Source organism: Pseudoduganella sp. HUAS MS19, from assembly GCF_053615455.1.
Genome location: NZ_CM132133.1, coordinates 4,003,867 through 4,028,557, shown reverse-complemented (window position 1 = coordinate 4,028,557; position 24,691 = coordinate 4,003,867). Strand labels below are relative to the sequence as shown.

At 60.1% G+C, this 24,691-nt stretch carries 23 protein-coding genes and 2 tRNA genes; 16 read left to right on the top strand and 9 right to left on the bottom strand.

Annotated elements, in window-relative coordinates; genetic code table 11:
• Positions 1–12: 12 nt before the first annotated feature.
• Both ACWBU6_RS18170 and ACWBU6_RS18165 read left to right on the top strand, forming a co-directional pair.
• Positions 13–657, top strand: coding sequence for a CoA transferase subunit B (locus ACWBU6_RS18170; protein ID WP_452644804.1), 645 nt, complete (start codon positions 13–15; stop codon positions 655–657).
• 208 nt (positions 658–865) lie between these two features.
• Positions 866–2,053, top strand: a complete 1,188-nt coding sequence (locus ACWBU6_RS18165) for an IS4 family transposase (RefSeq protein WP_452644803.1) — start codon at positions 866–868, stop codon at positions 2,051–2,053.
• Between the two features lie 62 nt (positions 2,054–2,115).
• Here ACWBU6_RS18165 and ACWBU6_RS18160 read toward each other — a convergent pair whose 3' ends face one another.
• From ACWBU6_RS18160 to ACWBU6_RS18130, 7 genes are all read right to left on the bottom strand, one after another.
• Positions 2,116–5,454: a pilus assembly protein gene (locus tag ACWBU6_RS18160; RefSeq protein ID WP_452644802.1), complete on the bottom strand. Its 3,339-nt coding sequence runs from the start codon at positions 5,452–5,454 to the stop codon at positions 2,116–2,118.
• Between the two features lie 31 nt (positions 5,455–5,485).
• Positions 5,486–6,061 (bottom strand): hypothetical protein, encoded by a 576-nt coding sequence (locus tag ACWBU6_RS18155; RefSeq protein ID WP_452644801.1) that lies wholly within the window; start codon positions 6,059–6,061, stop codon positions 5,486–5,488.
• On the bottom strand, positions 6,061–7,083 hold the full coding sequence (locus tag ACWBU6_RS18150; protein WP_452644800.1) for a PilW family protein: 1,023 nt from the start codon (positions 7,081–7,083) through the stop codon (positions 6,061–6,063). Before ACWBU6_RS18150 ends, ACWBU6_RS18155 begins: the two co-directional genes overlap by 1 nt.
• Positions 7,084–7,094: 11 nt before the next feature.
• On the bottom strand, positions 7,095–7,667 hold the full coding sequence (locus tag ACWBU6_RS18145; RefSeq protein WP_452644799.1) for a type IV pilus modification PilV family protein: 573 nt from the start codon (positions 7,665–7,667) through the stop codon (positions 7,095–7,097).
• Positions 7,661–8,110 carry a GspH/FimT family pseudopilin gene (locus ACWBU6_RS18140; RefSeq protein WP_452644798.1) on the bottom strand — a complete coding sequence of 150 codons (450 nt, stop codon included), beginning with the start codon at positions 8,108–8,110 and terminating at the stop codon, positions 7,661–7,663. The genes ACWBU6_RS18145 and ACWBU6_RS18140 overlap by 7 nt, the downstream gene beginning before the upstream one ends.
• A gap of 4 nt (positions 8,111–8,114) precedes the next feature.
• A complete protein-coding gene (locus ACWBU6_RS18135) occupies positions 8,115–8,507 on the bottom strand; it encodes a type IV pilin protein (protein ID WP_452644797.1) in 393 nt (130 codons plus the stop codon).
• Positions 8,508–8,671: 164 nt separating this feature from the next.
• Positions 8,672–9,988 carry a dicarboxylate/amino acid:cation symporter gene (locus tag ACWBU6_RS18130; RefSeq protein WP_452644796.1) on the bottom strand — a complete coding sequence of 439 codons (1,317 nt, stop codon included), beginning with the start codon at positions 9,986–9,988 and terminating at the stop codon, positions 8,672–8,674.
• 134 nt (positions 9,989–10,122) lie between these two features.
• Between ACWBU6_RS18130 and ACWBU6_RS18125 the strand changes: the two genes are divergently transcribed.
• Positions 10,123–10,659 carry a gamma carbonic anhydrase family protein gene (locus tag ACWBU6_RS18125; RefSeq protein ID WP_452644795.1) on the top strand — a complete coding sequence of 179 codons (537 nt, stop codon included), beginning with the start codon at positions 10,123–10,125 and terminating at the stop codon, positions 10,657–10,659.
• On the opposite strand, the gene ACWBU6_RS18120 is transcribed toward ACWBU6_RS18125, so the two are convergent.
• Positions 10,660–11,454, bottom strand: a complete 795-nt coding sequence (locus ACWBU6_RS18120; protein ID WP_452644794.1) for a 3-hydroxybutyrate dehydrogenase — start codon at positions 11,452–11,454, stop codon at positions 10,660–10,662. It lies immediately after the preceding gene.
• 72 nt (positions 11,455–11,526) lie between these two features.
• Between ACWBU6_RS18120 and ACWBU6_RS18115 the strand changes: the two genes are divergently transcribed.
• The 3 genes from ACWBU6_RS18115 to ACWBU6_RS18105 are packed head-to-tail and all read left to right on the top strand — an operon-like array spanning position 11,527 to position 15,022.
• Positions 11,527–12,402 carry an alpha/beta fold hydrolase gene (locus tag ACWBU6_RS18115; RefSeq protein ID WP_452644793.1) on the top strand — a complete coding sequence of 292 codons (876 nt, stop codon included), beginning with the start codon at positions 11,527–11,529 and terminating at the stop codon, positions 12,400–12,402.
• A gap of 9 nt (positions 12,403–12,411) precedes the next feature.
• Positions 12,412–12,762 carry a RidA family protein gene (locus tag ACWBU6_RS18110; RefSeq protein ID WP_452644792.1) on the top strand — a complete coding sequence of 117 codons (351 nt, stop codon included), beginning with the start codon at positions 12,412–12,414 and terminating at the stop codon, positions 12,760–12,762.
• A 10-nt stretch (positions 12,763–12,772) separates the two neighbouring features.
• Complete coding sequence (locus tag ACWBU6_RS18105; RefSeq protein WP_452644791.1) at positions 12,773–15,022, top strand: RelA/SpoT family protein; 2,250 nt, start codon at positions 12,773–12,775, stop codon at positions 15,020–15,022.
• A 327-nt stretch (positions 15,023–15,349) separates the two neighbouring features.
• On the opposite strand, the gene ACWBU6_RS18100 is transcribed toward ACWBU6_RS18105, so the two are convergent.
• A complete protein-coding gene (locus ACWBU6_RS18100; RefSeq protein WP_452644790.1) occupies positions 15,350–16,261 on the bottom strand; it encodes a cation diffusion facilitator family transporter in 912 nt (303 codons plus the stop codon).
• An 80-nt stretch (positions 16,262–16,341) separates the two neighbouring features.
• Between ACWBU6_RS18100 and ACWBU6_RS18095 the strand changes: the two genes are divergently transcribed.
• The 10 genes from ACWBU6_RS18095 (at position 16,342) to ACWBU6_RS18050 (ending at position 24,574) form a co-directional block, all read left to right on the top strand.
• Positions 16,342–16,418 (top strand) — tRNA-Val (locus ACWBU6_RS18095).
• 34 nt (positions 16,419–16,452) lie between these two features.
• Positions 16,453–16,529: transfer RNA gene (locus ACWBU6_RS18090), tRNA-Val, on the top strand.
• Positions 16,530–16,710: 181 nt separating this feature from the next.
• The gene (gene thrS / locus ACWBU6_RS18085) at positions 16,711–18,618 is read left to right on the top strand and encodes a threonine--tRNA ligase (protein ID WP_452644789.1); all 1,908 of its coding nucleotides are present in this window, start codon (positions 16,711–16,713) and stop codon (positions 18,616–18,618) included.
• A gap of 36 nt (positions 18,619–18,654) precedes the next feature.
• Positions 18,655–19,191: a translation initiation factor IF-3 gene (infC, locus tag ACWBU6_RS18080; RefSeq protein ID WP_130312028.1), complete on the top strand. Its 537-nt coding sequence runs from the start codon at positions 18,655–18,657 to the stop codon at positions 19,189–19,191.
• 232 nt (positions 19,192–19,423) lie between these two features.
• Positions 19,424–19,621: a 50S ribosomal protein L35 gene (gene rpmI / locus ACWBU6_RS18075; RefSeq protein WP_056135342.1), complete on the top strand. Its 198-nt coding sequence runs from the start codon at positions 19,424–19,426 to the stop codon at positions 19,619–19,621.
• Positions 19,622–19,648: 27 nt separating this feature from the next.
• The gene (gene rplT / locus ACWBU6_RS18070) at positions 19,649–20,008 is read left to right on the top strand and encodes a 50S ribosomal protein L20 (RefSeq protein WP_028101213.1); all 360 of its coding nucleotides are present in this window, start codon (positions 19,649–19,651) and stop codon (positions 20,006–20,008) included.
• A 99-nt stretch (positions 20,009–20,107) separates the two neighbouring features.
• Complete coding sequence (gene pheS, locus ACWBU6_RS18065; protein WP_028101214.1) at positions 20,108–21,124, top strand: phenylalanine--tRNA ligase subunit alpha; 1,017 nt, start codon at positions 20,108–20,110, stop codon at positions 21,122–21,124.
• 122 nt (positions 21,125–21,246) lie between these two features.
• Positions 21,247–23,673 carry a phenylalanine--tRNA ligase subunit beta gene (pheT, locus tag ACWBU6_RS18060; protein ID WP_452644788.1) on the top strand — a complete coding sequence of 809 codons (2,427 nt, stop codon included), beginning with the start codon at positions 21,247–21,249 and terminating at the stop codon, positions 23,671–23,673.
• A gap of 137 nt (positions 23,674–23,810) precedes the next feature.
• Positions 23,811–24,158 (top strand): integration host factor subunit alpha, encoded by a 348-nt coding sequence (locus tag ACWBU6_RS18055; protein WP_452649579.1) that lies wholly within the window; start codon positions 23,811–23,813, stop codon positions 24,156–24,158.
• Positions 24,159–24,175: 17 nt separating this feature from the next.
• Positions 24,176–24,574, top strand: a complete 399-nt coding sequence (locus ACWBU6_RS18050; RefSeq protein ID WP_452644787.1) for a MerR family transcriptional regulator — start codon at positions 24,176–24,178, stop codon at positions 24,572–24,574.
• The last annotated feature ends 117 nt before the right edge of the window (positions 24,575–24,691 follow it).

Here is a 24,691-nt window from a genome sequence, read left to right as displayed (position 1 = left end):
GGAGAAGACAACATGGCATGGACTCGTGATGAAATGGCCGCGCGCGCGGCGAAAGAGCTGCAGGACGGCTTCTATGTGAACCTGGGCATCGGCTTGCCGACTCTGGTGGCCAACTATGTGCCGCAAAATATCGAAGTATTCCTGCAGTCGGAAAACGGCCTGCTGGGAATTGGACCGTTCCCGACCGAAGCGGAAGTGGACGCTGACCTGATCAACGCCGGCAAGCAAACCGTGACGGCACTGCCGGGCGCCGCATACTTCAGCTCCGCCGACTCGTTCGCCATGATCCGCGGCGGCAAGATCAACCTGGCGATCCTGGGCGCGATGCAGGTATCGGAAAAGGGCGACCTGGCCAACTGGATGATCCCGGGCAAAATGGTGAAAGGCATGGGCGGCGCGATGGACCTGGTGGCCGGCGTCAAGAAAGTAGTGGTGCTGATGGAGCACGTCGCCACTGCCAAGGACGGCTCGACGTCGCACAAGCTGCTGAAGAAATGCGACCTGCCGCTCACCGGCGTCGGCGTGGTGGACATGATCATCACCGACCTGGGCGTGATGGAAGTGACCCCGACCGGCATCAAGGTGACCGAGCTGGCCCCCGGCGTAAGCCGCGAAGAAATCGCCGCCGCCTCCGGCGTCGAACTGTCGTTCGCCTAGCATAAAGAAAGTCGGGGTCAGCTCCGGCAATCGGACATTTGGCTGCGCCAAATGTCCGATTGCCGGAGCTGACCCTGACCCTTCCCCTCATATTTTTGTTGTAAACGTTGAAGGAAGCTGTTAACTTTCAATCCCAAAAACGGCGCATGCATGGCTGTGTCACCCCTTTCATTCGTAGCGTCCAAACTGCGAGGGAAAGGAATAAGCCATGCATGCACATGCAATCATACAGGGGTTATTGGATCAGGAATGTCCGAACATGCATGCCAAGCGGCGGACATGCTTGGCCAAGGTGGCGACAGCGGCGTTGCATGGTGGCCTAAGTCTGGTGCGCATGGGGAAGAAGCTGGCTTCGGCGACGCAGTTGCGCCATCGCATCAAATGCTGTGATCGGCTGTTGAGTAACCCCCATCTGGCGCAGGAAAAGCATGCCGTGTACCGTGCGCTGGCTCGCCGTGTGATCCGCCAGCCTGGTGTGCAGATTGCTGTGGACTGGTCGGCGGTACGAGACGATAGCAGCATTCAGTTGCTACGGGCAGCAGCCATCGTCAAAGGGCGTGCGTTCACCCTTTATGAGGAAACCCACCCCTGCGCCAAGCTTGGCTCACCGATTGTGCATCAACACTTTCTACAATCGTTGCGCAGCATACTTCCACCGGGCAGCCGGGCCATCATCATCACCGATGCCGGCTTTCGCGCCAGTTGGTTCAAGCTGTTAAACCAGCTCGGATTTGCCTGGGTGGGGAGGATCCGCAATCGCGACATGGTGCGCTGGCACGACAGTCCTGGCTGGGTTGGCTGCAAGACGCTCTATGCACAGGCCAGCGCCCATGCGCGCGACCTGGGCCAATACTTTTACACGCGCGCTAATCCTGTCCTGTGCCGGCTTGTGCTGCTGAAACGCCACCCAAAGGGGCGGCGCCGATTGACCAAGATAGGCAAGCCGGCACGCAGCTGCCACAGCAAGAAGAATAGTCGGGGACAACGCGAGCCATGGTTGCTCGCCGTTTCACCCAAGCTCGCCTCACTCAATGCCGAGCAAATCGCCAACATTTACGCTGGCCGCATGCAGATCGAACAAACCTTCCGCGACCTCAAGAACGCGCAGTGGGGAATGGGATTACGCCTTAGTCAGACCCACACATTGCGGCGCTTGGCTATTTTGCTCTTGCTGGGGACATTGCTCACCTACGCACTCTGGCTTATCGGACTCGCCGCTCGCAAAACAGGTTTCAGTGTCGCTTACGGCAGTCGCGCGAAGGCTGCCAGCACTCTGTCAATCCTGTCATTGGCGATGCATTGGATTAATGAGGCCCAACCGCCTTCGATCCATCTGACAGATATCAAACACGCACTTATCGAACTGATATCGATGGTGCGTGTCTGCAAAATATGAGGGGAAGGGTCAGGAGCTGACCCCGACTTTCAAAGGGGGGCGTCGTGGCGTCCTCTGGTTTCTTACTGTCCCTTAACGTAAGTGTATTTACGTTTGCGAACTGAGCTGATCTTCGGCTTGACCGCGGCGGAGTTGATCGCCGACGGGGTGTAGCCGGAGCCGATCACCACCGATACGCGGCGCGACGGGGTGCCTGGCTCGCCGCGAACTTCCACGCCGCTGGCCATGACCGGCGAAGGCGGCAAGCCGCCGCCGGCGAAGGCGGAGGAGCGGTTGCCGCCGCAGAAGCTGTCGGTGCCGATCGCGCCGGAAGCGTTGAACAGGTTGACCACGTAGCCGCGTGCCTCGCCCAGCGCGGTGGAGCAGCTGGCTGCATTGCCGACGATCGGGCGGTTGGTACTGAACATCACGGTGCCGCCGACGATCAGGGAGGAGGTCACGACCTGCTCACCCTTTTGCAATCCCATGAACCAGCCGCGGCTGCTGCCATTCGGCAGCACGTTTGGCGCATTGCAGTCGGTGGGCGAGGTGCTGTTGGTCAGGCTGGTGTCCATATTCAGGCCGGCGTCGTCGGTTGCCGGCTTGGTGGCAAGGTTGTCCAGCGCGACGTAGAAGCGGTTGGCGGTCGAATCGTATGGGTACTGCCAGGACAGCGGGTGCTCGCGGTCGCCGCTGCCCAGGGCGATATAGACGAAGCCTTTGGTGTACAGCAGTGCCGGGCCGAACATGAACTTGCGCGGGCTGCTGGCTTCATTGGTGTAGGCCACGCGGTACATGCGCCAGTTGCTGGCGGCCAGGGCGCCCTTGGTGGTCGGCCCGTCGATGAAGTCGATGCGGTAGATGTTGCCGCCCATATCGGCCGCGTAGGCGTAGTCCGGCATGCCGTCGTTGTCGATATCGACCATGGAGATATCGCCCACCACGCTGCGTTTGGTCTTGAAGCTGGCCAGCAGGGAGCCGGTTTCCGCGTCCATGATGTAGACGTAGCCGCCTTTGCCGGCAATGCAGGTCGGTGCACCGGTGTTGGCATCTTCACAGTTGTCGTAGCCGCCGCCCATCATGATCAGGGGACGGGTGGCCGAATAACCCTTGACGAAGGCGACACCTGGAACCGACCAGGTCTGGCCAATGCCGTCAAAGCCGGTGGTGCAGCCATTGTCGTCAGTGAGGTTCGGGCAACCGGCCGACCACATCAGGCGCGGATTGTCGATGTCGGTGACGTCCAGGCCGTACACCATGCGGCCGCCGCGGCGCATGGTCGGGTAGATCCAGATCTTCTTGGCCTCGCTGGCATCGATCGGCTGGTTCTGGAATACGCCGGTGGAACCGTCAAAGAAATAGTCCTTCGGGCTGCCGATGGCCGAGACATCGCCGGGACCTGCCACGTTCGGGTAGTTCACCAGCGGGGTCTGGTCCTTCAGGCGCCCCAGGCGGCTGAAGAATTCAGGGGCAATAAAGGCCCAGCGTTCCTTGCCGTTGCTGGCATCCACGGCGCGGAAGAAGCCATCATTGGAGCCGTAGAACACGAACACATTGTTCTCGTCGTAGGCCAGCGGCAGTGGGCGCGAGTGGATCACGTCGCCATGGATCGACGGCCGGGTGGTGGTGTTCGGATTGTCCGGCCCGCGTTCCTGCGTGACGTCGGCGCCCTTGATGAAGTTGACCAGGTCGCTCGACAGGCCGCTATTGGTGGTGTCGAAAGGCACCAGGGAAGTGCCGCCCGCGACGCGGGTGTATAGCGTGCGGTTGACGGCGTAGGTCGGGTTGCCGGTCTTCGCTGGATCGTTACCGTTGCGAAGCATTTGCGCCATCGCGCCTTTTTCAACCGATGGACCGTCCGGCGCATCGGAATAGGGCGATACGCCTTTCGCCAGGGTGCGGCAGCCGCTTGCCGGGTCGGGGTTGATGCCGAGCTTGTCCCAGTAGGGGCCTTTGTCGACGGTCCAGAAGCTTTGCGCGCAGTCGGTGATAAAGCCGGTGTTGTCGTTGACCGCCAACTGGCCGTTGGCATCGCCCAGCTTGACGTCGGAGCCGTCCAGCACCAATTGGTAGCGCTTCAGGTTGCCGAACCAGCGCGGCTTGGCATCCGGGTCGGGACGGAACATGCCGATGAAGACCTGGTTCTGGTTCTGCGAACGGTTGGTGGAGTTCACCGGCAGGGAAGTCGATGCAAAGGTCGAGTTCACGGCCAGCACTTCGCCCAGGATCTGGTTCAACGCATCAAGGATGGCTTGCTGGCTCTTGGCGGCGAAATACTTGCCGCCGCCGGCCTTGGCCATGCTCAGCATCAGCTTGGTATGCTCGATGTTTTGCTGGGCGTTATACACGTCGATGGTGTAGAACGTGACCTTGGACTTCATGCTGCTGGCCGGGATTGGTACGCCCTTGTCGTGCATGAAGCGTGCCCACTCGTCGGCGTTCCAGGGATTGCCGTCGGTGGTTTCGCCGCCCGTCGGCACATTGGTCACGGTACTGTTGACGCCGTTGATTGCGAACGACGAGGTGCCGACCGGACAAACCTTGCTGCCGTTGTTCAGTGCCGAACCGATCTGGCAGCCGTCGGTGTAGTTGCTGCAAGTGGTGGGCCATGGCGCCATATTCAGCTCGGCGGCGGCCGCGGTCTGGCTCGAGTAGCAGACCGAGGTCTGGCCGATATTGGTGATGCTCTTGACGGTCTGGGTCGAGAAGTTCGGCAGGCCGAGCTGTTTGGTGTTGCCGCCCAGGCTCTGCAAGCGGCTGGTGTTGGCGGCGTCGTCCTTGGTCGGGCCGCTCTGGTCCGGATTGGTGACGAAGATGACAATGGTCTTGGCGCAGCTGGCGTCGTCCGACAGGGGCGACTTGAACGGTGCCCACTTGGCGATATAGCCGTTGGGGTCGGCAATCGAACTTGGCGTGACGCCTTGCGCGGCGGAATAGCCAGGCAGGCCGCCGAGGTAGTTGTACACGTCATACATCAGGTTGCCGTACATCGTGCCCGAATTGCGTTTCTCGATCGGGCTGGTAATGTTGGTGTCGATCGTGTCGAGGCGGGTACCGAAAGCCCCCTTGGCCGACGGCGTCATCGGCTGCACCTGGTAGCGCACGAAGCCGCCATTGTCGTTGGCGGTGCCGTCGGTGACAAATTCGAACAGGCCGACGTTGACCTTTTCGTCCAGGGTGGAAATCGCGCTCTTGATGGCGCGCACCTCCGATTGACCCTGGCTCAGTCCGCCTGGCCATTTCTGCGACTGGCGCGACCAGTTGGACGTATTGTCCAGTACGATCAGGATGCGTGGATTGATCGAGGTACCGGCCGAGGCGCCGGTAAAGATATCGATGTCGTCAGCGCCAGCAGGGAACGACAGGAGGGTGGCGCATGCACCGAGGCTGGCGGCCGCGGTGAGTAATAGCTTTTTTTGCATGGCTGGCTCTCAATAAGAAGCGGGCTAAATATTATTTACATGTGGTATCCGCGTTGTCGGTCGGGACGCGCATCGCGACGCCTTGCACCATGACGACTTCGGATTGGACCTGCTGGTCCTGGCTGGTGGCGGTCATCTCCCACGTGGTATCGGCACACATCGAATTGCCGCGCTGGGCCTGGCCGCCGACAATGCCGAAGTCTCCTGGCGTACCCAGGCTGCAGCCGCGGTCTTCCTCACTGCCTGTGATGTCGAGTTCGATGGCCTTGATGGTGCGCACCTTGACGCATTTGGGCGTGCTCAAGGCGGTGACGATATCGATCACGCTGTCGCCATTGAGGTCGAAGCAGCGATGGTTGCTGTTCAGGCAAGGCTGGTTCAGCGCATCGGTTGGCGTGTCGAAGAAGCGGGTGCTGGACATTGCCTCGTCGAGCACGCTGCGGCTGGCGGCAATGCCTTCATCGCGGTTTTGCATATTGTTGACTACCTGGATACTCGACTTGCCCAGGTTGAACGTTGTCATCGCCAGCAAGGTGATCAGCACAAGCATGACCAGTGCCACGACCAGGGTCATGCCGCTTTGCCGGTGGAGTGCGGGGTGTTTCATCAGGATTTCCTTCCGGCCACGTTAGGCAAGCCAATCAGTGAAGTGAAAACGTGGCGTTTGTATTTATCGTTGGCGGCGCTGATGACGTTGGGCTTGCCATCTTCGCCGGCACCCAGCACATAGGTCTTGGTGTCGGTATGGCCGAGCGATGGGCTCAGGGTGCGCGCCAGCAGGTGCAGCTTGACCGATACCACCTTGCCCCAGTCGGCGTCGCTGATCTTGGTGCTGAAGGATTCGGCCACGCCATCCTCGTCACCGTCAAGGCCGTATTCGAGCTGCATGTTTTCGATCCCTTCGGCCAGCGGCACGATCTGCACCGACATGACGCCGTTCTTGCTCACCACTTCGGCGCGCTTGAGGGTAGGGATGCCGTCCCCGGCCAGGCTGTTGTTGGCGACGAAGTAGATATGGGTCAGCAGCCGGCGCACATCGGCCGGGGTGCCGCTGTTATTGACCTCGGTGCAGTTGTACTTGTGCAGCGTGAAGCCGGTGTCGATCGCGGAGACCTGGTAATGCTTGGTCTTGTCATTGGAACCGAGCTCGTACTGGTTGGCGCAGCTTGAGGCCTGGAAGAAGGGCCCGCCGGCAGCGGCATCTTCGCAATCGGCCGCGCCCACCACGCAAGTGTGGGTATGGCGTACCACCACCGCGTCGGTACCGGCCTTGACGTCGGACAGGCAGCCAAGCGTATTGCTGTTGTCATAGCCCTGCACGGCAAAGGCGATGGCACCGCGGATGGTGGCCAGGTCCGTGGCGCATGGATCGGGCAGTATGGCCGGGATGGCCAGTTCGATCGGGTCGTACTCGGAATAATAGCCGGCGTTGCGCAGGTCGCCGGTCATCAGTTGCATGGCATAGCGTCCGTTTTCCACTTGGCGGTTGGCGCGCTCGATTTCCATCTGGGCGGCGCTATTGCTGGTGAACAGGGTCGACAAGCCGGCGAGCATCAACAGGCCGATGGCGACAGCCACCATCAGCTCAACTACGGTAAAGCCTTGCTCGCGACGGCGGTAAATATGCATGGATGGGCTCCTCATTTGCATTCGAGTTGAGGAATCAGGACCTGGGCGGCAATCAGGCGGCGATAGGTTTCGTCGCCGAATTGATTCTTGCCGCAGTCCAGGGATGGAGCCTGGGTGGCGTGCAGACCTTGCCAGGCAACCGCGACCTGGACGATGCCCGGTTTGCAAACGCCGGGGGACGGGTCGGCGGCCTGCAGCAGGGTAATGCAGCCGCGCGCACCGATCATGGCGCCGACCTTGGTACTGCTATCGCTTTCCGCAGCGCCTTTCAGCAAATTGCTCCATTCGCAGAGATCGCGCGCGGCGCCGGCGCCAACGGCGCTGCAATCGGCTGGCTGTGCGTCGCCGGTGCCGATGCTGCTGGACTGGTAGGCGGTGCTATTCTGCGGGTTGCCTTGCACGCGGGCGGTCATGTCGTCCAGCAAGATGACAGCCTGGGCGCGCTGGTACGATTCGATCGAGCCGACGCTGGCTTTGGACTGGAATACTGCAATGCCCAGCAAGCCGAAGGCCAGGATCACGATCGTGACCAGGACTTCAATCATCGTTATGCCGTGTTGGCGGCGCATGGTTGGTGTCAGCATGATTTGGGTTGTACGTTCGGGCGGCCGCCCAGGTCAATCTTGATGCAGCTGGCTTTGCCGGTGGACGACGTAATGGAAAACTGTGGGCTGGCATCGCCTTTGACGCGGCCGGCAGCGGTGAACGTCAAGCCGCCTGCCGGGCCGGCGACCGTGATCGAAGAGCGCGTGGTAAAACTGGCCAGGGCAGGTTCGCCGGCATTCGGGCTTGGAATGCTCCAACCCGTGCTCCAGCTGGTGCTGGGGGTGATGGTCACGTCCCGGTTGCGCTTGATGGCCTCGCTGCGCGCACGCAGGATGCTGGTGAACAGGTCGCTCGAAGTGCTCTTCACACGCTGGTTGGTGATGAAATCCTGCATGGCCGGCATGCCGACCCCTGCCAGGATGGCAATCACAGCGACCACTGCCATCATTTCCACAAGGCCGAAGCCGTCTTGGCGCTTCATGGCATCACCACTTATCGGCTGGCAGTTTGGCGCCGGCCTGGTCGATGCTGATTTCGCCATCGTCAACCTGGCCGGTGCCCGCGACCGGGGTGGCAATGATCTTGAATTTTGGCGGCGGGCCGTTATCCGTCTGGATGGCGATGGTATAGAACTTGGAGACGGCAGCGGGCGTTTGCATGTTCAGGCCGCTTACCGAGTCTTTGTAGACGCGCGCATCGGCCAGGAACTGCTGTTCGCGCTGGGCCAGGTCAATCAGGTGCTGCTGCGCAGCTGCCCGGTTGCCGCGGACCACGTAGCGCGTGTAGTTGGGTATGGCGACTGCAGCAAGGATACCGACAATAGCGACGGCAATCATCACTTCAATCAGGGTAAAACCACGGTGGCTGGGGTGTCTCATCCTGGCGTCCGTTCTGTATGCATTATTAGTGAGTTTATTCTAGGAGGCGTGTTTCCGTAAGTCAACATTCAACCGAATACTCTTCGTTACATTCTAACCACAAAAAAAGACAGGCCCCATGCATGATTGCATGAGGCCTGTCTTAGTGGTAAGGGGAGGGGAACTTACTCGGCGGTTGCTGCCAGGGCTTGGGCTGGGGCAGCCTGGGCCGGTGTATTCAGCGGGGTAGGGTTGGCCAGCTCGCGTTTCAGGGTATCCATGTCCAGTTCACCTTCCCACTTGGCCACCACCAGGGTTGCCACGCCATTGCCGACGAAGTTGGTCAGGGCGCGGCATTCGCTCATGAAGCGGTCGATGCCGAGAATCAGGGCCATGCCGGCCACCGGGATGCTTGGCACCACGGCCAGGGTTGCTGCCAGGGTGATGAAGCCGGCGCCGGTGATGCCGGACGCGCCTTTCGAGGTCAGCATGGCAACGCCGAGAATGGTCAACTGCTGCCACAGCGTCAGGTCGGTGTTGGTGGCCTGGGCAACGAAGAGGGCGGCCATGGTCATGTAGATATTGGTGCCGTCCAGGTTGAAGGAGTAGCCGGTCGGTACCACCAGGCCAACCACTGGCTTGGAGGCGCCCAGGCGTTCCAGCTTGCGCATCAGGGATGGCAGGGCGCTTTCCGAGGACGAGGTGCCCAGCACGATCAGCAGCTCTTCCTTGATGTAGGAGATGAAGCGCGAGATCGAGAAGCCGGTGTATTTGGCGATCAAGCCCAGCACGATGAACACGAACAGGAAGCAGGTCAGGTAGAACGAACCCATCAGCTTTGCCAGCGGCAGCAGGGAAGCGATACCGTATTTACCAATGGTAAAGGCCATGGCGCCGAAAGCGCCGATCGGGGCGGCCTTCATGATGATGTTGACCATGCCGAAGAAGGCGTGCGATACCTCGTCGATCAGCTTGGTGACTGGACGGCCGCGTTCACCCAGCAGCGACAGGGCGAAGCCGAACAGGATGGCAACCAGCAGCACTTGCAGGATGTCGCCCTTGGCAAAGGCGTCGAACACGGTGTTGGGGATGATGTTCAGCAGGAAGTCGGTGGTGGTCAGCGACTTGGTCTTTTCCGTATATTGGGCGATGGACTTGGTGTCCAGCGTGTGCGGGTCGGCGTTGAAGCCGGCGCCTGGCTGCACGAAGTTGGCTACTGCCAGGCCAAGGACCAGGGCGAAGGTGGAAACGATCTCGAAATAGACCAGGGCTTTTCCGCCGACGCGGCCGATCTTCTTCACGTCCTGCATGCCGGCGATACCGCTCACCACGGTACAGAAGATGACCGGGGCAATGATCATTTTGATCAGCTTGATGAAGCCGTCGCCCAGCGGTTTCATGGCTACCGCGTCGGTCGGCAGGTAGATGCCGAGCAAGACGCCGCAGAAAATGGCGAACAGGACCTGTACGTACAGGATTTTATAGAAGGGTTTCTTTTCCATGATGAGAGGGCCTCGTTGTCTCCGAATATGCCCATCATGGCAAACGTGTTGCCTTGCCGCTATTGTGTCTATCCCCATTGTGGAAAACCACAATCGGATGCGTGCCGCGCTGGCGCAAGCCCTATAATCGCGCCATGACCTTGCAACCCTACCTCGACACCTTCCCGCAGCTCGCCGACGGCGTGTTTGCCCACCCGTCCGCGCAAATCATCGGCGATGTCAGCATCGGGCGCGATGCTTCAATCTGGTGCAACGCCGTGCTGCGCGGCGACGTCAACCGCATTACGGTCGGCGAGGGCAGCAACGTGCAGGACTTCGCCATGTGCCATGTGTCGCACCGCTCGGCAGCCAAACCGGAAGGCGCGGCGCTAACCATCGGCAAGCACGTCACGATCGCCCATTCGGTACTGCTGCATGGCTGTACCATCGGCAACGAATGCCTGGTCGGCATGGGCGCCATCGTCATGGACGACGTGGTGATCGAACCGCATGTGATGGTGGGGGCGGGCAGCCTGGTGGCCCCCGGCAAGGTGCTGAAAAGCGGCGGTTTGTACGTCGGCCGGCCCGCGATGCGCATCCGCGAGCTGACCGAACAGGAGATAGCGCATTTCAGGTACTCGGCCGAGCACTATATGCGCCTGAAGAACAACTACCTGGCGCAGCAGGCCTGATTACTGGGCGACCCAGCCGCCATCCATATTCCAGGCGACGCCGCGCATCTGCTTTGCCGCGTCCGAGCACAGGAAGACTGCCATCGCCCCCAGCTCTTCCGGCGTGACGAATTCGCCCGACGGCTGTTTTTCCGCCAGCAGTGCGGCCTTGGCCGCTTCGTTCGACAAGCCTTCTTTTTCGGCACGGGCGTCGACCTGCTTCTGCACCAGTGGCGTCAGGACCCAGCCCGGGCAGATCGCGTTGCAGGTGATGCCGGTCCGTGCGGTTTCCAGTGCGGTGGCCTTGGTAAAGCCCACCAGGCCGTGCTTGGCCGCCACATAGGCCGACTTGCCGGCAGAAGCCACCAGTCCGTGCACCGAGGCCAGGTTGATGATGCGGCCCCAGTTGCGCGCCTTCATTTGCGGCAGTGCCAGGCGGGTAGTGTGGAAAGCGGAAGTGAGGTTGATGGCAATGATCGCGTCCCAGCGCTCGGCCGGGAAGTCCTCGACATTGGCCACATGCTGGATGCCGGCGTTATTCACCAGCACGTCGACGCCGCCGAATTTTTCGGCGGCATAGGCCATCATGGCTTCGATATCGGCCGGCTTGCTCATGTCGGCGCCGTGGTAGCCGGCCTGCACGCCGTATTCGGCGGCCAGCGATTGCTGCAGCCGGGCGATTTCACCTGCATCGCCAAAGCCGTTCAAGACGATGTTGGCGCCCTCCGCTGCCAGGCTGCGCGCGATGCCCAGGCCGATGCCGGAAGTGGAGCCGGTAACGAGCGCAGTTTTGCCGCGCAAAGTCGTGCTGACCATTTGGTCCCCTATAATTAGTTAGCCAATGTAGAATGTAGCGCAAAAACCAATAGTACGGGGAGCGAGGACCGAATGACAGAAGCGAAAATCAAATCCGTTCAGTGTTTCTCCATGTCTGGCCTGCACCAGATGGCATACAAGGAATGGGGCGAGCAGGACAACCCAAACGTGCTGGTTTGCGTGCACGGCGTGACCCGTGTTTCTGACGATTTCGACAATCTTGCACAGTCATTGTGCAAAGACTACCGTGTGGTTTGCCCCGACGTGGTGGGCCGCGGCCGTTCCGGCAGCCTGGTGAATCCGCAACTGTACCGCCTTCCCCAGTATGTCAGCGATATGGTGACCCTGCTGGCGCGCGTGCTGGCCAATGGCGAAACACTCAGCTGGTTCGGCACCTCGATGGGTGGCCTGATCGGCATGGGCCTGGCCTCGCTGCCCGATAGTCCCGTCAGCAAGCTGGTATTGAACGATATCGGCCCCACCCTCGATCCGGTGGCGATCCAGCGCATCGGCGACTACATCGCACAGGACGTGCGTTTCCCGACCTTCAAGGCCGGCGCCGAATTCGTGAAAATGGTGTCGGCCACCTTCGGCGAACACACCGATGCGGAGTGGCACAAGCTGGCCGCCGATGTGCTGGTCCAGGACAAGGACGGCTCGTGGGTGCGCCACTATGACATGGGGCTGGCCCTGCCGTTCCAGTCGGTGACACCCGAATCCGCCAAGGCCGACGAGGCCATGCTGTGGGCAGCCTACGATGCGATCCGCTGCCCGACCTTGCTGGTGCGCGGCGCCAATTCGGACCTGCTGTCGCGCGAAACGGCGGAGGCCATGACCCAGCGCGGGCCGAAAGCCATGCTGGTGGAGATTCCGAACGTTGGCCATGCGCCGACCTTCCTGCACGAGGACCAGATCGCGATCGCCAAAGATTTTTTGTTGAACCACTAAGAAGGCAATATGGAAATCAATCGTTTTCACGTTGGTAAGCGCCTGTCCGAAATGGCAGTGCACAATGGCACCATCTACCTGGCAGGCATGGTTCCCGCAGTCGGCGGCGACATCCAGGCCCAGACCAAAGACGTACTGGCCCAGATCGACAAGCTGCTGGCCGAAGCAGGCAGCGACAAGTCGCGCATCCTGATGGCGCAAATCTACATCACCGACCTGGCCAATTTCCCCGGCATGAACGAGGTGTGGGACGCCTGGGTCGTCGAAGGCAACACCCCTCCGCGCGCAACCGTCGTGGCGCAACTCGCCCGTCCCGAATGGCTGCTGGAAATCGTGGTGACGGCCGCACAAGGTCTGTGAAAGCTTAGTAATGGTTTCAATCGCGGCTCTTAATAGCGCAACGACGGACGCGCTGGTACAAGGCTTGTCCGTCGACGATGGGGCGCGCGTGCTGGCTGCGCTCGACCACGCCAGCCAGGCGTATAGCGGACGTATTACCGGTCACGGGCAAGACGCCCTGGAGTTTGCCGTCGGGGTGGCCAGCACACTGGCCATCCTGCGCACCGATGCGGAAACCCGCATCGCGGCACTGATGTTCGAGCTGACCCTGCTCGACGCCGATACCGCCCCTTCCATCGAGCCGCGCTACGGCAAGGAAGTCAACGACCTGGTGGCCGGCGTGCGCCAGCTGATCCGCCTGCGCGAACTGACGCTGGCCTCCTCCGGCAGTGCGGCCCGCACCAAGACCGCAGCGCAGCAGGCAGTCGCCCAGGTCGAGTCGCTGCGCAAGATGCTGCTGGCAATGGCCACCGATATGCGCGTGGTGCTGGTGCGGCTGGCTTCCTGCTGCACCACCTTGCGCTACTTCTCCGACATCAAGCGCTTCGACGATGTGACGCGCGCCTATGGACGCGAGACCCTGGACCTTTACGCGCCGCTGGCCAACCGCCTCGGCATCTGGCAGATCAAGTGGGAGCTGGAAGACCTGTCGTTCCGCTTCATCGAGCCGGAAACCTATAAGCGCATTGCGAAGATGCTGGAAGAGAAGCGCATGGCGCGCGAGAGCTTCGTCACGTCTTCCATTGCGCGCCTGCAGTCCGAGCTGGCCTCGGCCGGCATCAAGGCCGAAGTGTTTGGCCGGCCCAAGCACATCTATTCCATCTGGAACAAGATGAAGGGCAAGGACCTGGACTTCTCGGAGCTGTACGACGTGCGCGCCTTCCGCGTGATCGTGGAGGACGTGAAGACCTGCTATACGGTGCTCGGCGTGGTCCACAATATCTGGACCCCGATCCCGAAAGAATTCGACGATTATATTTCCCGCCCCAAGCCGAACGGCTACCAGTCGCTGCACACCGTGGTGACCGCGGACGATGGCCGTCCCCTCGAAGTGCAGATCCGCACCCAGGAAATGCACAACTTCGCCGAATACGGTGTGGCGGCCCACTGGCGCTACAAGGAGGAGGGCGGCTCCAACTTCAAAGGGCAGCAGTACGACGAAAAGATCGCCTGGCTGCGCCAACTGCTGGCCTGGAAGACCGAGGTGGCCGATGCCGTGGTCAACAATGAGGACCAGCAGCGCGAGTGGGTGGAAAAACTCAAATCCACCACACTGGACGACCGCATCTTCGTGCTGACGCCGCAGGCGCGCGTGATCGAGCTGCCGGTCGGCGCCACACCGATCGACTTTGCCTATCACTTGCACAGCGATGTCGGCCACCGCTGCCGCGGCGCGCGCGTCGACGGCCAGATGGTGCCGCTGAATACAGCGTTGAAAAGCGGTCAAACTTGCGAAATCATCACTGCCAAGGGGGCGCCTGGCACGGCCGGACCGTCACGCGACTGGCTGAGCCCCGGCTACACAGTCTCGAACCGTACCCGCACCAAGGTGCGCGCCTGGTTCCATGCCATCGACGTGCAGGAAACGGTCGCCAACGGTCGCTCCCTGGTCGAGAAATCGCTGCAGCGCGAAGGCAAGACTGCCGTCAACCTGGAAGCGCTGGCGCAGAAGCTGGGCTTTGGCAAAGTGGATGACCTGTTCCTTGCCGTAGGTAAGGATGAGTTCTCGCTGCGCCACGTTGAGGCAGCCTTGCGCGACCCGGCCGAGGCCGAAGAAGATTCGACCGACCAGGTGGCAGTTAATAAGAGCCGCAATTCAAGCGTGGAATCCGGTGCTAAATCGGGGGTATTGGTGGTCGGCACCGATGGCCTGATGACGCAACTGGCCAAATGCTGCAAACCGGCGCCGCCTGATCCAATTGTAGGTTTTGTCACGCGCGGCAAAGGTGTTTCAATTCACCGCGCCTCGTGCAAGAACTTCGCTGAAATGCGCGCCAAGGCGCCGGAGCGCGTAATCGTGACGGCATGGGGCGCTGCCCGCTCGGATACGGTATTCCCGGTTGATTTGTTCGTATTGGCCACCGACCGCCAGGGTTTATTGCGCGACATTTCCGAGATCTTCTCGCGCGAGAAAATCAACGTCACCGGCGTCAATACCCAATCCGCCAAAGGCCAGGCGCGCATGACATTTACGGTCGAAATTGGCGCTACCAGCCAGTTGCAAAAAGCATTGGCCGCCATCTGCGAAGTCAGCGGCATCCTCGAAGCCCGTCGCGCCTGAGGGAGCAGCCCTCCCGTGGGGCGCCGGTGCCCCAAGCCGTGCCAAAGTCTGGCGTGTTGGCGCCAGATGCTAGCGCAATGGGCCGCAAGGGATTTCCCATGCCGGTATAGTCGTCACTTAGACCTCGAGCATCGCGGTAATTTCCCGATGCCTTTTCATGATTTCGGAGCACACCCCAAACTGTTACTGCCCCGATGATGGGGACTAGCCAAACGAAGAGCTATTGCGCCAGTTTTTGCGTCTTTTCGGAATACTGATCGCGCCGAATCAGCAAGGTCGCGAATATATTCAGGCACAGCGGAACCAGAATAATGGCGATAACCAGGATCATGATTGTTGTGTCGCCTCGGCCTGTAGGGTGATGTGATCGATTTTGTGTGTCAGTAACAGCATGGCTTTTACCTGTTGCAGGATTTGCGGCCATGCCTGCAGGTCGTTAATCTCTAGGTGGCCGATCAGTGCCGGTTGGCCGGGTGACATTTCCCACACATGTAGATCGTGTACCGAGACCACGCCCGGCACCGCAGCCAGATCGGCGCCGATCTTTGCATAGTCGGCGTTGTCGGGCACGCCCTCCATCAGGTGGTGGAATGACTCGCGCAGGACGCCGGCAGTGGATTTCAAGATCAGCAGCGAAACAAGCAATGAGAGGAGCGGGTCGATCTGCATCCAGCCGGTGGCCATGATCACGCCGCCGGCGATGAGTGCAGCGACTGAACCGAGCAAATCGCCCAGCACATGCACCAGTGCCGCGCGGGTGTTCAGGCTTTCCTTGTCGCGCGAAAGGCTCCACGCGACCAGCAAATTGACTGCCAGGCCGATACCCGCAACGACCAGCACTGTGCCGCCTTGCACAGGCACCGGCGATGCAAAGCGCTGCACCGCCTCAAACGCAATCCAGCCAACCACCAATAGCATTGCCAGCCCGTTCACGAATGCGGCCAGCGCCTCGGCGCGGCCAAAACCGAAGGAGTAGCGGGCGGAAGGGCGGCGCTTGGCGATCAGTTGCGCCAGCAGTGCCAGCCCGAGTGCGGCGGCGTCAGTCACCATATGGCCGGCATCGGAAATCAGGGCGAGCGAATTGGCCAAAAATCCGGCCCCGACTTCGACCACTGCGAAGCCCAAAGTCAGGGCCAGCGCGGCTGCGAGGGCAGCCTGGCTGCGGTGTTCATTGAAGTGTGCGTGCTGCGCGTCGCCGTCCAGATGGGCGTGAAGATGGGTTGAATCGTGGTTTTGCATGGTGTCCTGAATATATCAGCAATGTTTTCTTCGGAAAACACTTGTCACAGGGGGAAGTGCTCTCTATAATGCTGGCTCTCGGGCGGTTAGTTCAGCTGGTTAGAATACTTGGTCGACATCCAAGGGGTCGGGGATTCGAATTCCTCACCGCCCACCAGAACATTTTTATGTAGTACCATTGCAAAAGACACGGGCGGTTAGTTCAGCTGGTTAGAATACTTGGTCGACATCCAAGGGGTCGGGGATTCGAATTCCTCACCGCCCACCAGACATTTTGTAAGAGCGAGAAAGGCACACCGGTTATGACACCGCGAACTACCATCAAGGTTGGTGAGTGACGCTAGTCGATCGGCTTTCTTTTGCTTGTTCAATTGAAGAAAAACGCGGCTAGCCCGCGTTTTTTTTCGTCCATTTTTTCCAGCATTACCTTTTTCTTCCGGAGATCCATAATGGTTTCAGTCCGACTGCCCGACGGTTCCGTCCGTCAATTCGATGCCCCGCTGACCGTGGCACAGCTTGCGTCCAACATCAGCACCAGCCTGGGTAAGGCAGCCCTGGCCGGCAAGGTTGATGGCAAGGTCGTCGACACTTCCTTCCTGATCGAGAAGGACTCCGATGTCGCCATCGTGACCGACAAGGATCCGGAAGGCCTGGACGTCATTCGCCATTCGACCGCTCACTTGCTGGCTTACGCTGTCAAAGAACTCTTCCCTGATGCGCAAGTGACCATCGGCCCGGTGATCGAAAACGGCTTCTACTACGACTTCTCGTACAAGCGCCCATTTACCCCGGACGACCTGGTGGCGATCGAGAAGAAAATGGCCGAGCTGGCGAAGAAAGACGAGCAGGTGACCCGCAAGGTTCTGCCGCGCGACGAAGCCGTCGCCTACTTCAAGTCGGTCAATGAACACTACAAGGCCGAGATCATCGCTTCGATCCCGTCCAATGAAGACGTGTCTCTGTACACCGAAGGTAACTTTACCGACTTGTGCCGCGGCCCTCACGTGCCGTCGACCGGCAAACTGAAAGTCTTCAAGCTGATGAAGCTGGCCGGCGCCTACTGGCGCGGCGACAGCAAGAACGAAATGCTGCAGCGTGTCTACGGAACCGCCTGGACCAAGAAGGAAGACCAGGAGCAGTACCTGTTCCAGCTCGAAGAGGCGGAAAAGCGCGACCACCGCAAGCTGGGCAAGCAGCTGGACTTCTTCCATTTCCAGGACGAGGCGCCAGGGCTGGTGTTCTGGCACCCGAAAGGTTGGACCATCTGGCAGCAGGTGGAGCAGTACATGCGCCGCAAGTACCAGGAAAATGGCTACCAGGAAGTGAAGGCGCCGCAGATCCTGGACGCTTCGCTGTGGGGCAAGACCGGCCACTGGGAAAACTACCGCGAGAACATGTTCGTGACCGAGTCCGAAAACCGTTCCTACGCGCTGAAGCCAATGAACTGCCCGGGCCACGTACAGATCTTCAACAGCGACCTGCGTTCCTACCGCGATCTGCCGCTGCGCTACGGTGAGTTCGGCCAGTGCCACCGCAATGAGCCATCCGGCGCATTGCACGGCATCATGCGCGTGCGCGGCTTCACCCAGGATGATGGTCACATCTTCTGCACCAATGAGCAGATCGAGCCGGAAGTGGTGGCATTCCACCAGCAGGCGATGGAAGTCTATAAAGATTTCCACTTCGAGAACATCGATGTCAAGCTGGCGCTGCGTCCGGATAACCGTATCGGGGACGACGAGGTGTGGGATAAGGCGGAAGAAGCGCTGCGCTCCGGCCTGCGCGCCTGCGGCGTGACCTGGACGGAGCTGCCGGGCGAGGGTGCATTCTATGGTCCCAAGATCGAGTACCACCTGAAGGATTCGCTGGGCCGCCCATGGCAGGTCGGCACCATGCAGGTCGACTTCTTCATGCCGGGCCGCCTGGGTGCGGAATATGTCGCGGATGACAACACCCGCAAGACCCCGGTCATGCTGCACCGTGCAATCGTCGGCTCGCTCGAGCGCTTCATCGGCATCCTGATCGAGAACTACGCGGGCGCGCTGCCGATGTGGCTTGCTCCTCAGCAAGTATCGATTCTGAACATCAGCGACGCCCAGGCGGATTACTGCAAGGCGCTTGAATCCAGGCTGCGCAAGCTGGGCTTCCGCGTTGCTGCTGATTTGCGCAACGAGAAGATTACGTATAAAATCCGCGAACATTCCGTCCAAAAAGTGCCTTTCATCCTCGTGGTGGGCGACAAAGAACGGGATGCCAACACCGTGGCCGTGCGTGCGCGGGGCAATGTCGATCTGGGCGTTATGTCGATCGAAGCCCTGGTGGAGCGACTTCAGAACGACGTCGATACCAAAGCCTAATGCGGGGAGCCCCGCAACCGGCCCACTAAATTAACATTGAAGGAAACTACAATAGCTACTGACAAGTCCCATCGCATCAATGGCGAGATCACCCATCCCGAAATGCGTCTGTCGGGCGTGGACAACGAACCGCTGGGCATCGTAAGCCTGGCCGAAGCCTTCCGCCTGGCGGAAGAGGCCGATGTCGACCTGGTCGAGATCGCGCCGAACGCGAATCCTCCGGTCTGCCGACTGATGGATTACGGTAAGTTCAAGTATTCGGAACAGAAGAAGGCGCACGAAGCCAAGTTGAAGCAGAAGGTGATCTCGGTGAAGGAAGTCAAATTCCGCCCGGGTACCGATGATGGCGACTACAACATCAAGCTGCGCAACCTGATCAAGTTCCTGGAAGACGGTGACAAGACCAAGATCACCCTGCGTTTCCGCGGGCGTGAAATGGCCCACCAGGACATCGGCATGCGTATGCTGGAGCGTCTGAAGGCTGACCTGGAGCCGCATGGCCAGGTCGAGCAGTTCCCTAAGATGGAAGGTCGCCAGATGATCATGGTGCTGGCGCCGAAGAAGAAGAAGTAAAACCGGTAAACCGGTGTCTGACCCGCAGGGTCAGACACCGTCATAGCGAGCGCCGTTGGCTTCAGGTGAGGTCAGCGGCGTTTGCATTTTGGTGTCTGACCCTGCGGGTCAGACACCAAACTACCGGTTTTAAGAAAAGCTGTGCTATACTCCCGGGTTCCCGTGAGAGTAGGCACCAAAAGTGCAGTAGTGTTGCTGCCACCTACAATCCGGTCATTATTGGAGCATTCACATGCCAAAAATGAAAACCAAGAGCTCCGCGAAAAAGCGTTTTCGCGTGCGCCCAGGTGGCACCGTTAAGTCGGGCATGGCGTTCAAGCGTCACATCCTGACCAAGAAGACCACCAAAAACAAGCGTCAACTGCGTGGCACCCGTAACATCAATGCGTCCGACGTTCAGAGCGTCTACCGCATGATGCCATCCGCTTAATCTCACAACATTATTTAAGGAGCTACTATGCCTCGAGTAAAACGTGGGGTTACCGCGCGTGCCCGTCATAAGAAAGTACTGAACCTGGCCAAGGGTTACCGCGGTCGTCGCAGCAAAGTATTCCGTATTGCCAAGCAAGCAGTGATGCGTGCTGGCCAGTACGCATACCGCGACCGTCGTAACAAGAAGCGCGTCTTCCGCGCCCTGTGGATCACCCGTATCAACGCGGCTGCCCGCGAACACGGCGTAACCTACAGCGTGTTCATGAACGGCCTGAAGAAGGCTGCTATTGAACTGGACCGTAAGGTCCTGGCTGATATGGCTGTGATGGACAAGCCTGCATTTGCAGCGATTGTCAACGTCGTCAAAGCCAAGATCGCTGCTTAATTGCCAGTGATGCGCGCTGCCTCCGGGCGGCGCTCATAAGAAGCGGGACATGGCTTAGCTATGTCCCGTTTTTAATTTCCAACACAGGAAAAAAGTCGGATGAACTCGCTCGAACAACTCGTCGTCTCCGCGCAGGCTGACTTCCTCGCCGCCGTAGACGCTGCCGCACTTGAAAACGCCAAAGCCAAGTACCTTGGCAAGACTGGCCAGATCACCGAAATGATGAAGGGCCTGGGCAAGCTGGACCCTGAAGAGAAAAAGGCGCAGGGCGCCCTGATTAACGCCGCCAAGGTGCAGATCGAGACCGCGCTGACGGCGCGCCGTGACGCGCTGGCGGAAGCGCAACTGCAGCTGCGCCTGAATGCTGAAGCGATCGACGTGTCGCTCCCGGGCCGTGGCCGCTCCAAGGGCGGCATCCACCCTGTGATGCGCACCTGGGAGCGCGTGGAAGAGATCTTCCGCTCGATCGGTTTCGACGTCGCTGCCGGCCCTGAGATCGAAACCGACTGGACCAACTTCACCGCACTGAATTCGCCCGAGAACCACCCGGCGCGTTCGATGCAGGACACCTTCTACGTTGAAGGCAACGACAGCACCGGCAAGCCGCTGCTGCTGCGGACCCACACCTCGCCGATGCAGGTGCGCTATGCCCGCAACAACAAGCCGCCGATCAAGGTGATCGCGCCGGGCCGCACCTACCGTGTCGACTCCGATGCGACCCACTCGCCGATGTTCCACCAGGTTGAAGGCCTGTGGATCGCGGAAGACATTTCCTTCGCTGACTTGAAGGGCGTGTACCTGAATTTCGTCAAGGCTTTCTTTGAGACGGACGACCTGCAAGTGCGGTTCCGTCCTTCGTATTTCCCGTTCACTGAACCGTCGGCTGAGATCGATATTGCATTCGGCAGCGGTCCGCTGAAAGGCCGCTGGCTGGAAGTTTCCGGCTCGGGCCAGGTGCATCCGAATGTGGTGCGCAATTTCGGTCTCGATCCGGAGAAGTACATCGGCTTCGCGTTCGGCTCCGGCCTTGAGCGCCTGACCATGCTGCGCTATGGCGTCAATGACCTGCGCCTGTTCTATGAAGGCGATTTGCGCTTCCTGAAACAGTTCAACTAAAACCGGTAAGGCGGTGTCTGACCCGCAGGGTCAGACACCGGTGACGCAACAGCCGCGGATTGGTGTCAGACCCTGCGGGTCTGACACCGGTTTACCGGTTCTAAAAGATACGAAAGCTGACTATGCAATTCTCTGAAAACTGGCTGCGCACAATGGTCGATCCGAAGATGACTTCGGACGAACTGGCACACATGCTGACCATGTCCGGCCTCGAAGTGGAAGACATCGACCCAGTAGCGCCGCCGTTCACCAACGTGGTGGTAGGCCATGTGCGCGAAACCGCCAAGCACCCGAACGCCGACCGCCTGAACGTCTGCCAGGTCGACGTGGGTACCGGCACGCTGCTGAACATCGTCTGCGGCGCGCCAAACGTGCGCCCGGGCCTGAAAGTGGCGTGCGCCATGGCAGGCGCCGTCCTGCCTCCAGGCGCCGACGGCAAGCCATTCGAAATCAAGGTTGGCCAGCTGCGCGGCGTCGAGTCGCAAGGCATGCTGTGCTCCGCGCGCGAACTGAAGTTGTCGGAAGACCACGGCGGCCTGATCGAGCTGCCGGACGACGCGCCGATCGGCCAGAACATCCGCGACTACTTCGCGCTGAACGACCTGAAATTCACCATCAAGCTGACCCCGAACAAGGCGGACTGCCTGTCGGTGCTGGGCGTGGCGCGTGAAGTCGCTGCGCTGACCGGTTCGCAACTGAACCTGCCGCAGAACCGCATCGTGCCGGTCACGCTGGACGAAAAGCTGGCAGTGAAGGTGAGTGCACCTGACCTGTGCGGCCGTTTCGCCGGCCGCGTGATCCGCGGCCTGAACGCGAAAGCCGAAACGCCGGCCTGGATGAAGCAGCGCCTGGAGCGCAGCGGCCAGCGCCCCGTATCGGCACTGGTGGACATTTCCAACTACGTGATGCTGGAAATGGGCCGTCCTTCCCACGTGTTCGACCTGGACAAGATCCACGGTTCGCTGGATGTCCGCTGGGGCAGGAAGGGCGAGCAGATCAAGCTCCTGAACGGCAACACCATCGAAGTCGATGAATGGGTTGGCGTGATCGCCGATGACAAGGAACTGGAATCGCTGGCCGGCATCATGGGCGGCGACGCTACCGCCGTGTCGGACGACACCACCAACATCTACCTGGAAGCTGCGTTCTGGTGGCCGAACGCCATCCAGGGGCGCGCCCGCAAGTACAACTTTTCGACCGACGCCGCGCACCGCTTCGAGCGCGGGGTGGACTTCGCCTCGATCCCTGAGCACCTTGAGCGCATTACCGCGCTGCTGGTGGAAATCTGCGGTACGCCGGACACCAAAGTCGCTGCCATCGACGACCAGGTCGTCAACCTGCCGCAGCGTGCGCCGGTACAGATGCGCACCGCACGTGCAGCCAAGGTGATCGGCGTTGCGCTGAACGACGATATGGTCGCCGACATCTTCAAGCGCCTGGGCCTGGAATTCACGCTGGCAGACGGCGTATTCAGCGTCACCGCGCCGTCCTACCGCTTCGATATCGAGATCGAAGAAGACCTGATCGAAGAAGTGGCCCGCGTGTACGGCTTTGAAAACATCCCGACCCTGCCGCCGGTGGCCGCAGCCGAGATGCTGATCGCACCGGAAAATACCCGTTCGATCTTCGCCGTGCGCCACCAGCTGGCCGACCTGGGTTACCAGGAAGTGGTCAACATGAGCTTCGTGGAAGCGCAATGGGAACTGGACTTCAATGGCAACGACAGCCCGATCAAGCTGCAAAACCCGATCGCCTCGCAGATGTCGGTCATGCGCTCGTCGCTGATCGGCAGCCTGGTGGCCAATGTGCGCTACAACGTCAACCGCAAGCAGCCGCGCGTGCGCCTGTTCGAAGTTGGCGCCATCTTCAAGCGCGACGCTTCGGTGCAGGACGGCCCGTTGACCGTGGCCGGCTACGACCAGCCGCAACGCGTGGCCGCCATGGCCTATGGCCCGGTAGCCGACGAGCAGTGGGGGCAGAAAGCCCGTGACGTTGACTTCTTCGACGTCAAGGCCGACCTGGAAGCCCTGTTCGCGCCGCGCCAGCTGCGCTTCGCCAAGCTGGCCCACCCGGCCCTGCACCCGGGCCGCGCCGCGTCGGTGGAACTGGACGGCAAGGTGATCGGTTTCATCGGCGAACTGCATCCGCGCTGGCTGCAAAAGTACGACTTGCCGAAGGCGCCGGTGCTGTTCGAAGTCGACGCCGTTGCGTTACAGCAACGCGACGTGCCAGAATATGAAGAGATTTCCAAGTTCCCAGGCACCACGCGCGACGTTGCCCTGGTGGTGCAGCAGGCCGTTCCGGTGCAGGACCTGCTCGACGCCTTCCATGGCGCAGTAGCGGCGCATGCTCAAGGGCGCATTGTGCAAGCCATTGTTTTGTTTGATGAATATCGCGGCCAAGGCTTGGAAAGCGACGAAAAATCGCTTGCTTTCCGCTTTAGCTTGCAAGATACTCAAAACACCCTGCAGGATGATGTAGTGGACGAGCTGATGAAGACCCTGACCGCCCATGTTGTCCTGGCACACGGCGCAAAACTGCGGGCTTGATTTAACATTCCAGTAATACCAGCGAGTCCGGCACTGCCGGACTCATGTACTTTAAAAGGCAGGGCAGCAAAATTAACAACAACGACGTCGATTCCGCCGTACTTGAATCCGCATTGGACGCTGAACTGCACAGCGCAATGCAGAGCGCCAAGGTACGCCAGGAAGCTGAAAAAGATTTGCCTACGCTGACCAAGGCAGAACTGGCCGAACTTCTGTTCGAACAGGTAGGCCTGAACAAGCGCGAGGCCAAGGACATGGTCGAAACCTTCTTTGACGAGATCCGCAACGCGCTGGAACGGGGCGAAGCGGTAAAACTGTCCGGTTTCGGCAATTTCCAGTTGCGCGACAAACCGCAGCGTCCGGGCCGCAACCCGAAAACCGGCGAGGAAATCCCGATCACGGCACGCCGTGTCGTGACTTTCCACGCCAGCCAAAAGCTGAAAGGCATGGTCGAAGATAGCGCCGGTACGGCGCGCGCATCCTGAGCATCACAGGTGCGTGAATGAACGACCGTACTGGCAAGGCAGACCTGGTAGTGTTGCCGCCAATTCCGGCGAAACGCTATTTCACCATCGGCGAAGTCAGTGAACTATGCGGCGTCAAGCCGCACGTGCTGCGCTATTGGGAACAGGAATTCACCCAGCTGAAACCGGTCAAACGGCGCGGCAACCGCCGCTACTACCAGCATCATGAAGTGCTGTTGATCCGCCGTATCCGCGAGCTGCTGTACGAGCAGGGCTTTACGATTTCCGGCGCGCGCAATAAGCTCGATAGCCGCGCTGCCGAATCGGCACAAGGCGAGTATGATGAAGCTCCGGGCATGGCACACGAAGCGCCGCCGCTAGACCGTGAGATGCTGCGCAGCGAATTGCAAAGCATCCTCGAGCTACTAAAGTTGTAAGCAGCTGTAGCAAGGGCGCTTAGGCGTCCTTTTTTTCGGTTAGACTCGGCTAAACTGTTAAACCATTGGTGCTACAATATTAACGTTATGATTTTGCTAGTGATATTGCAGACGCTG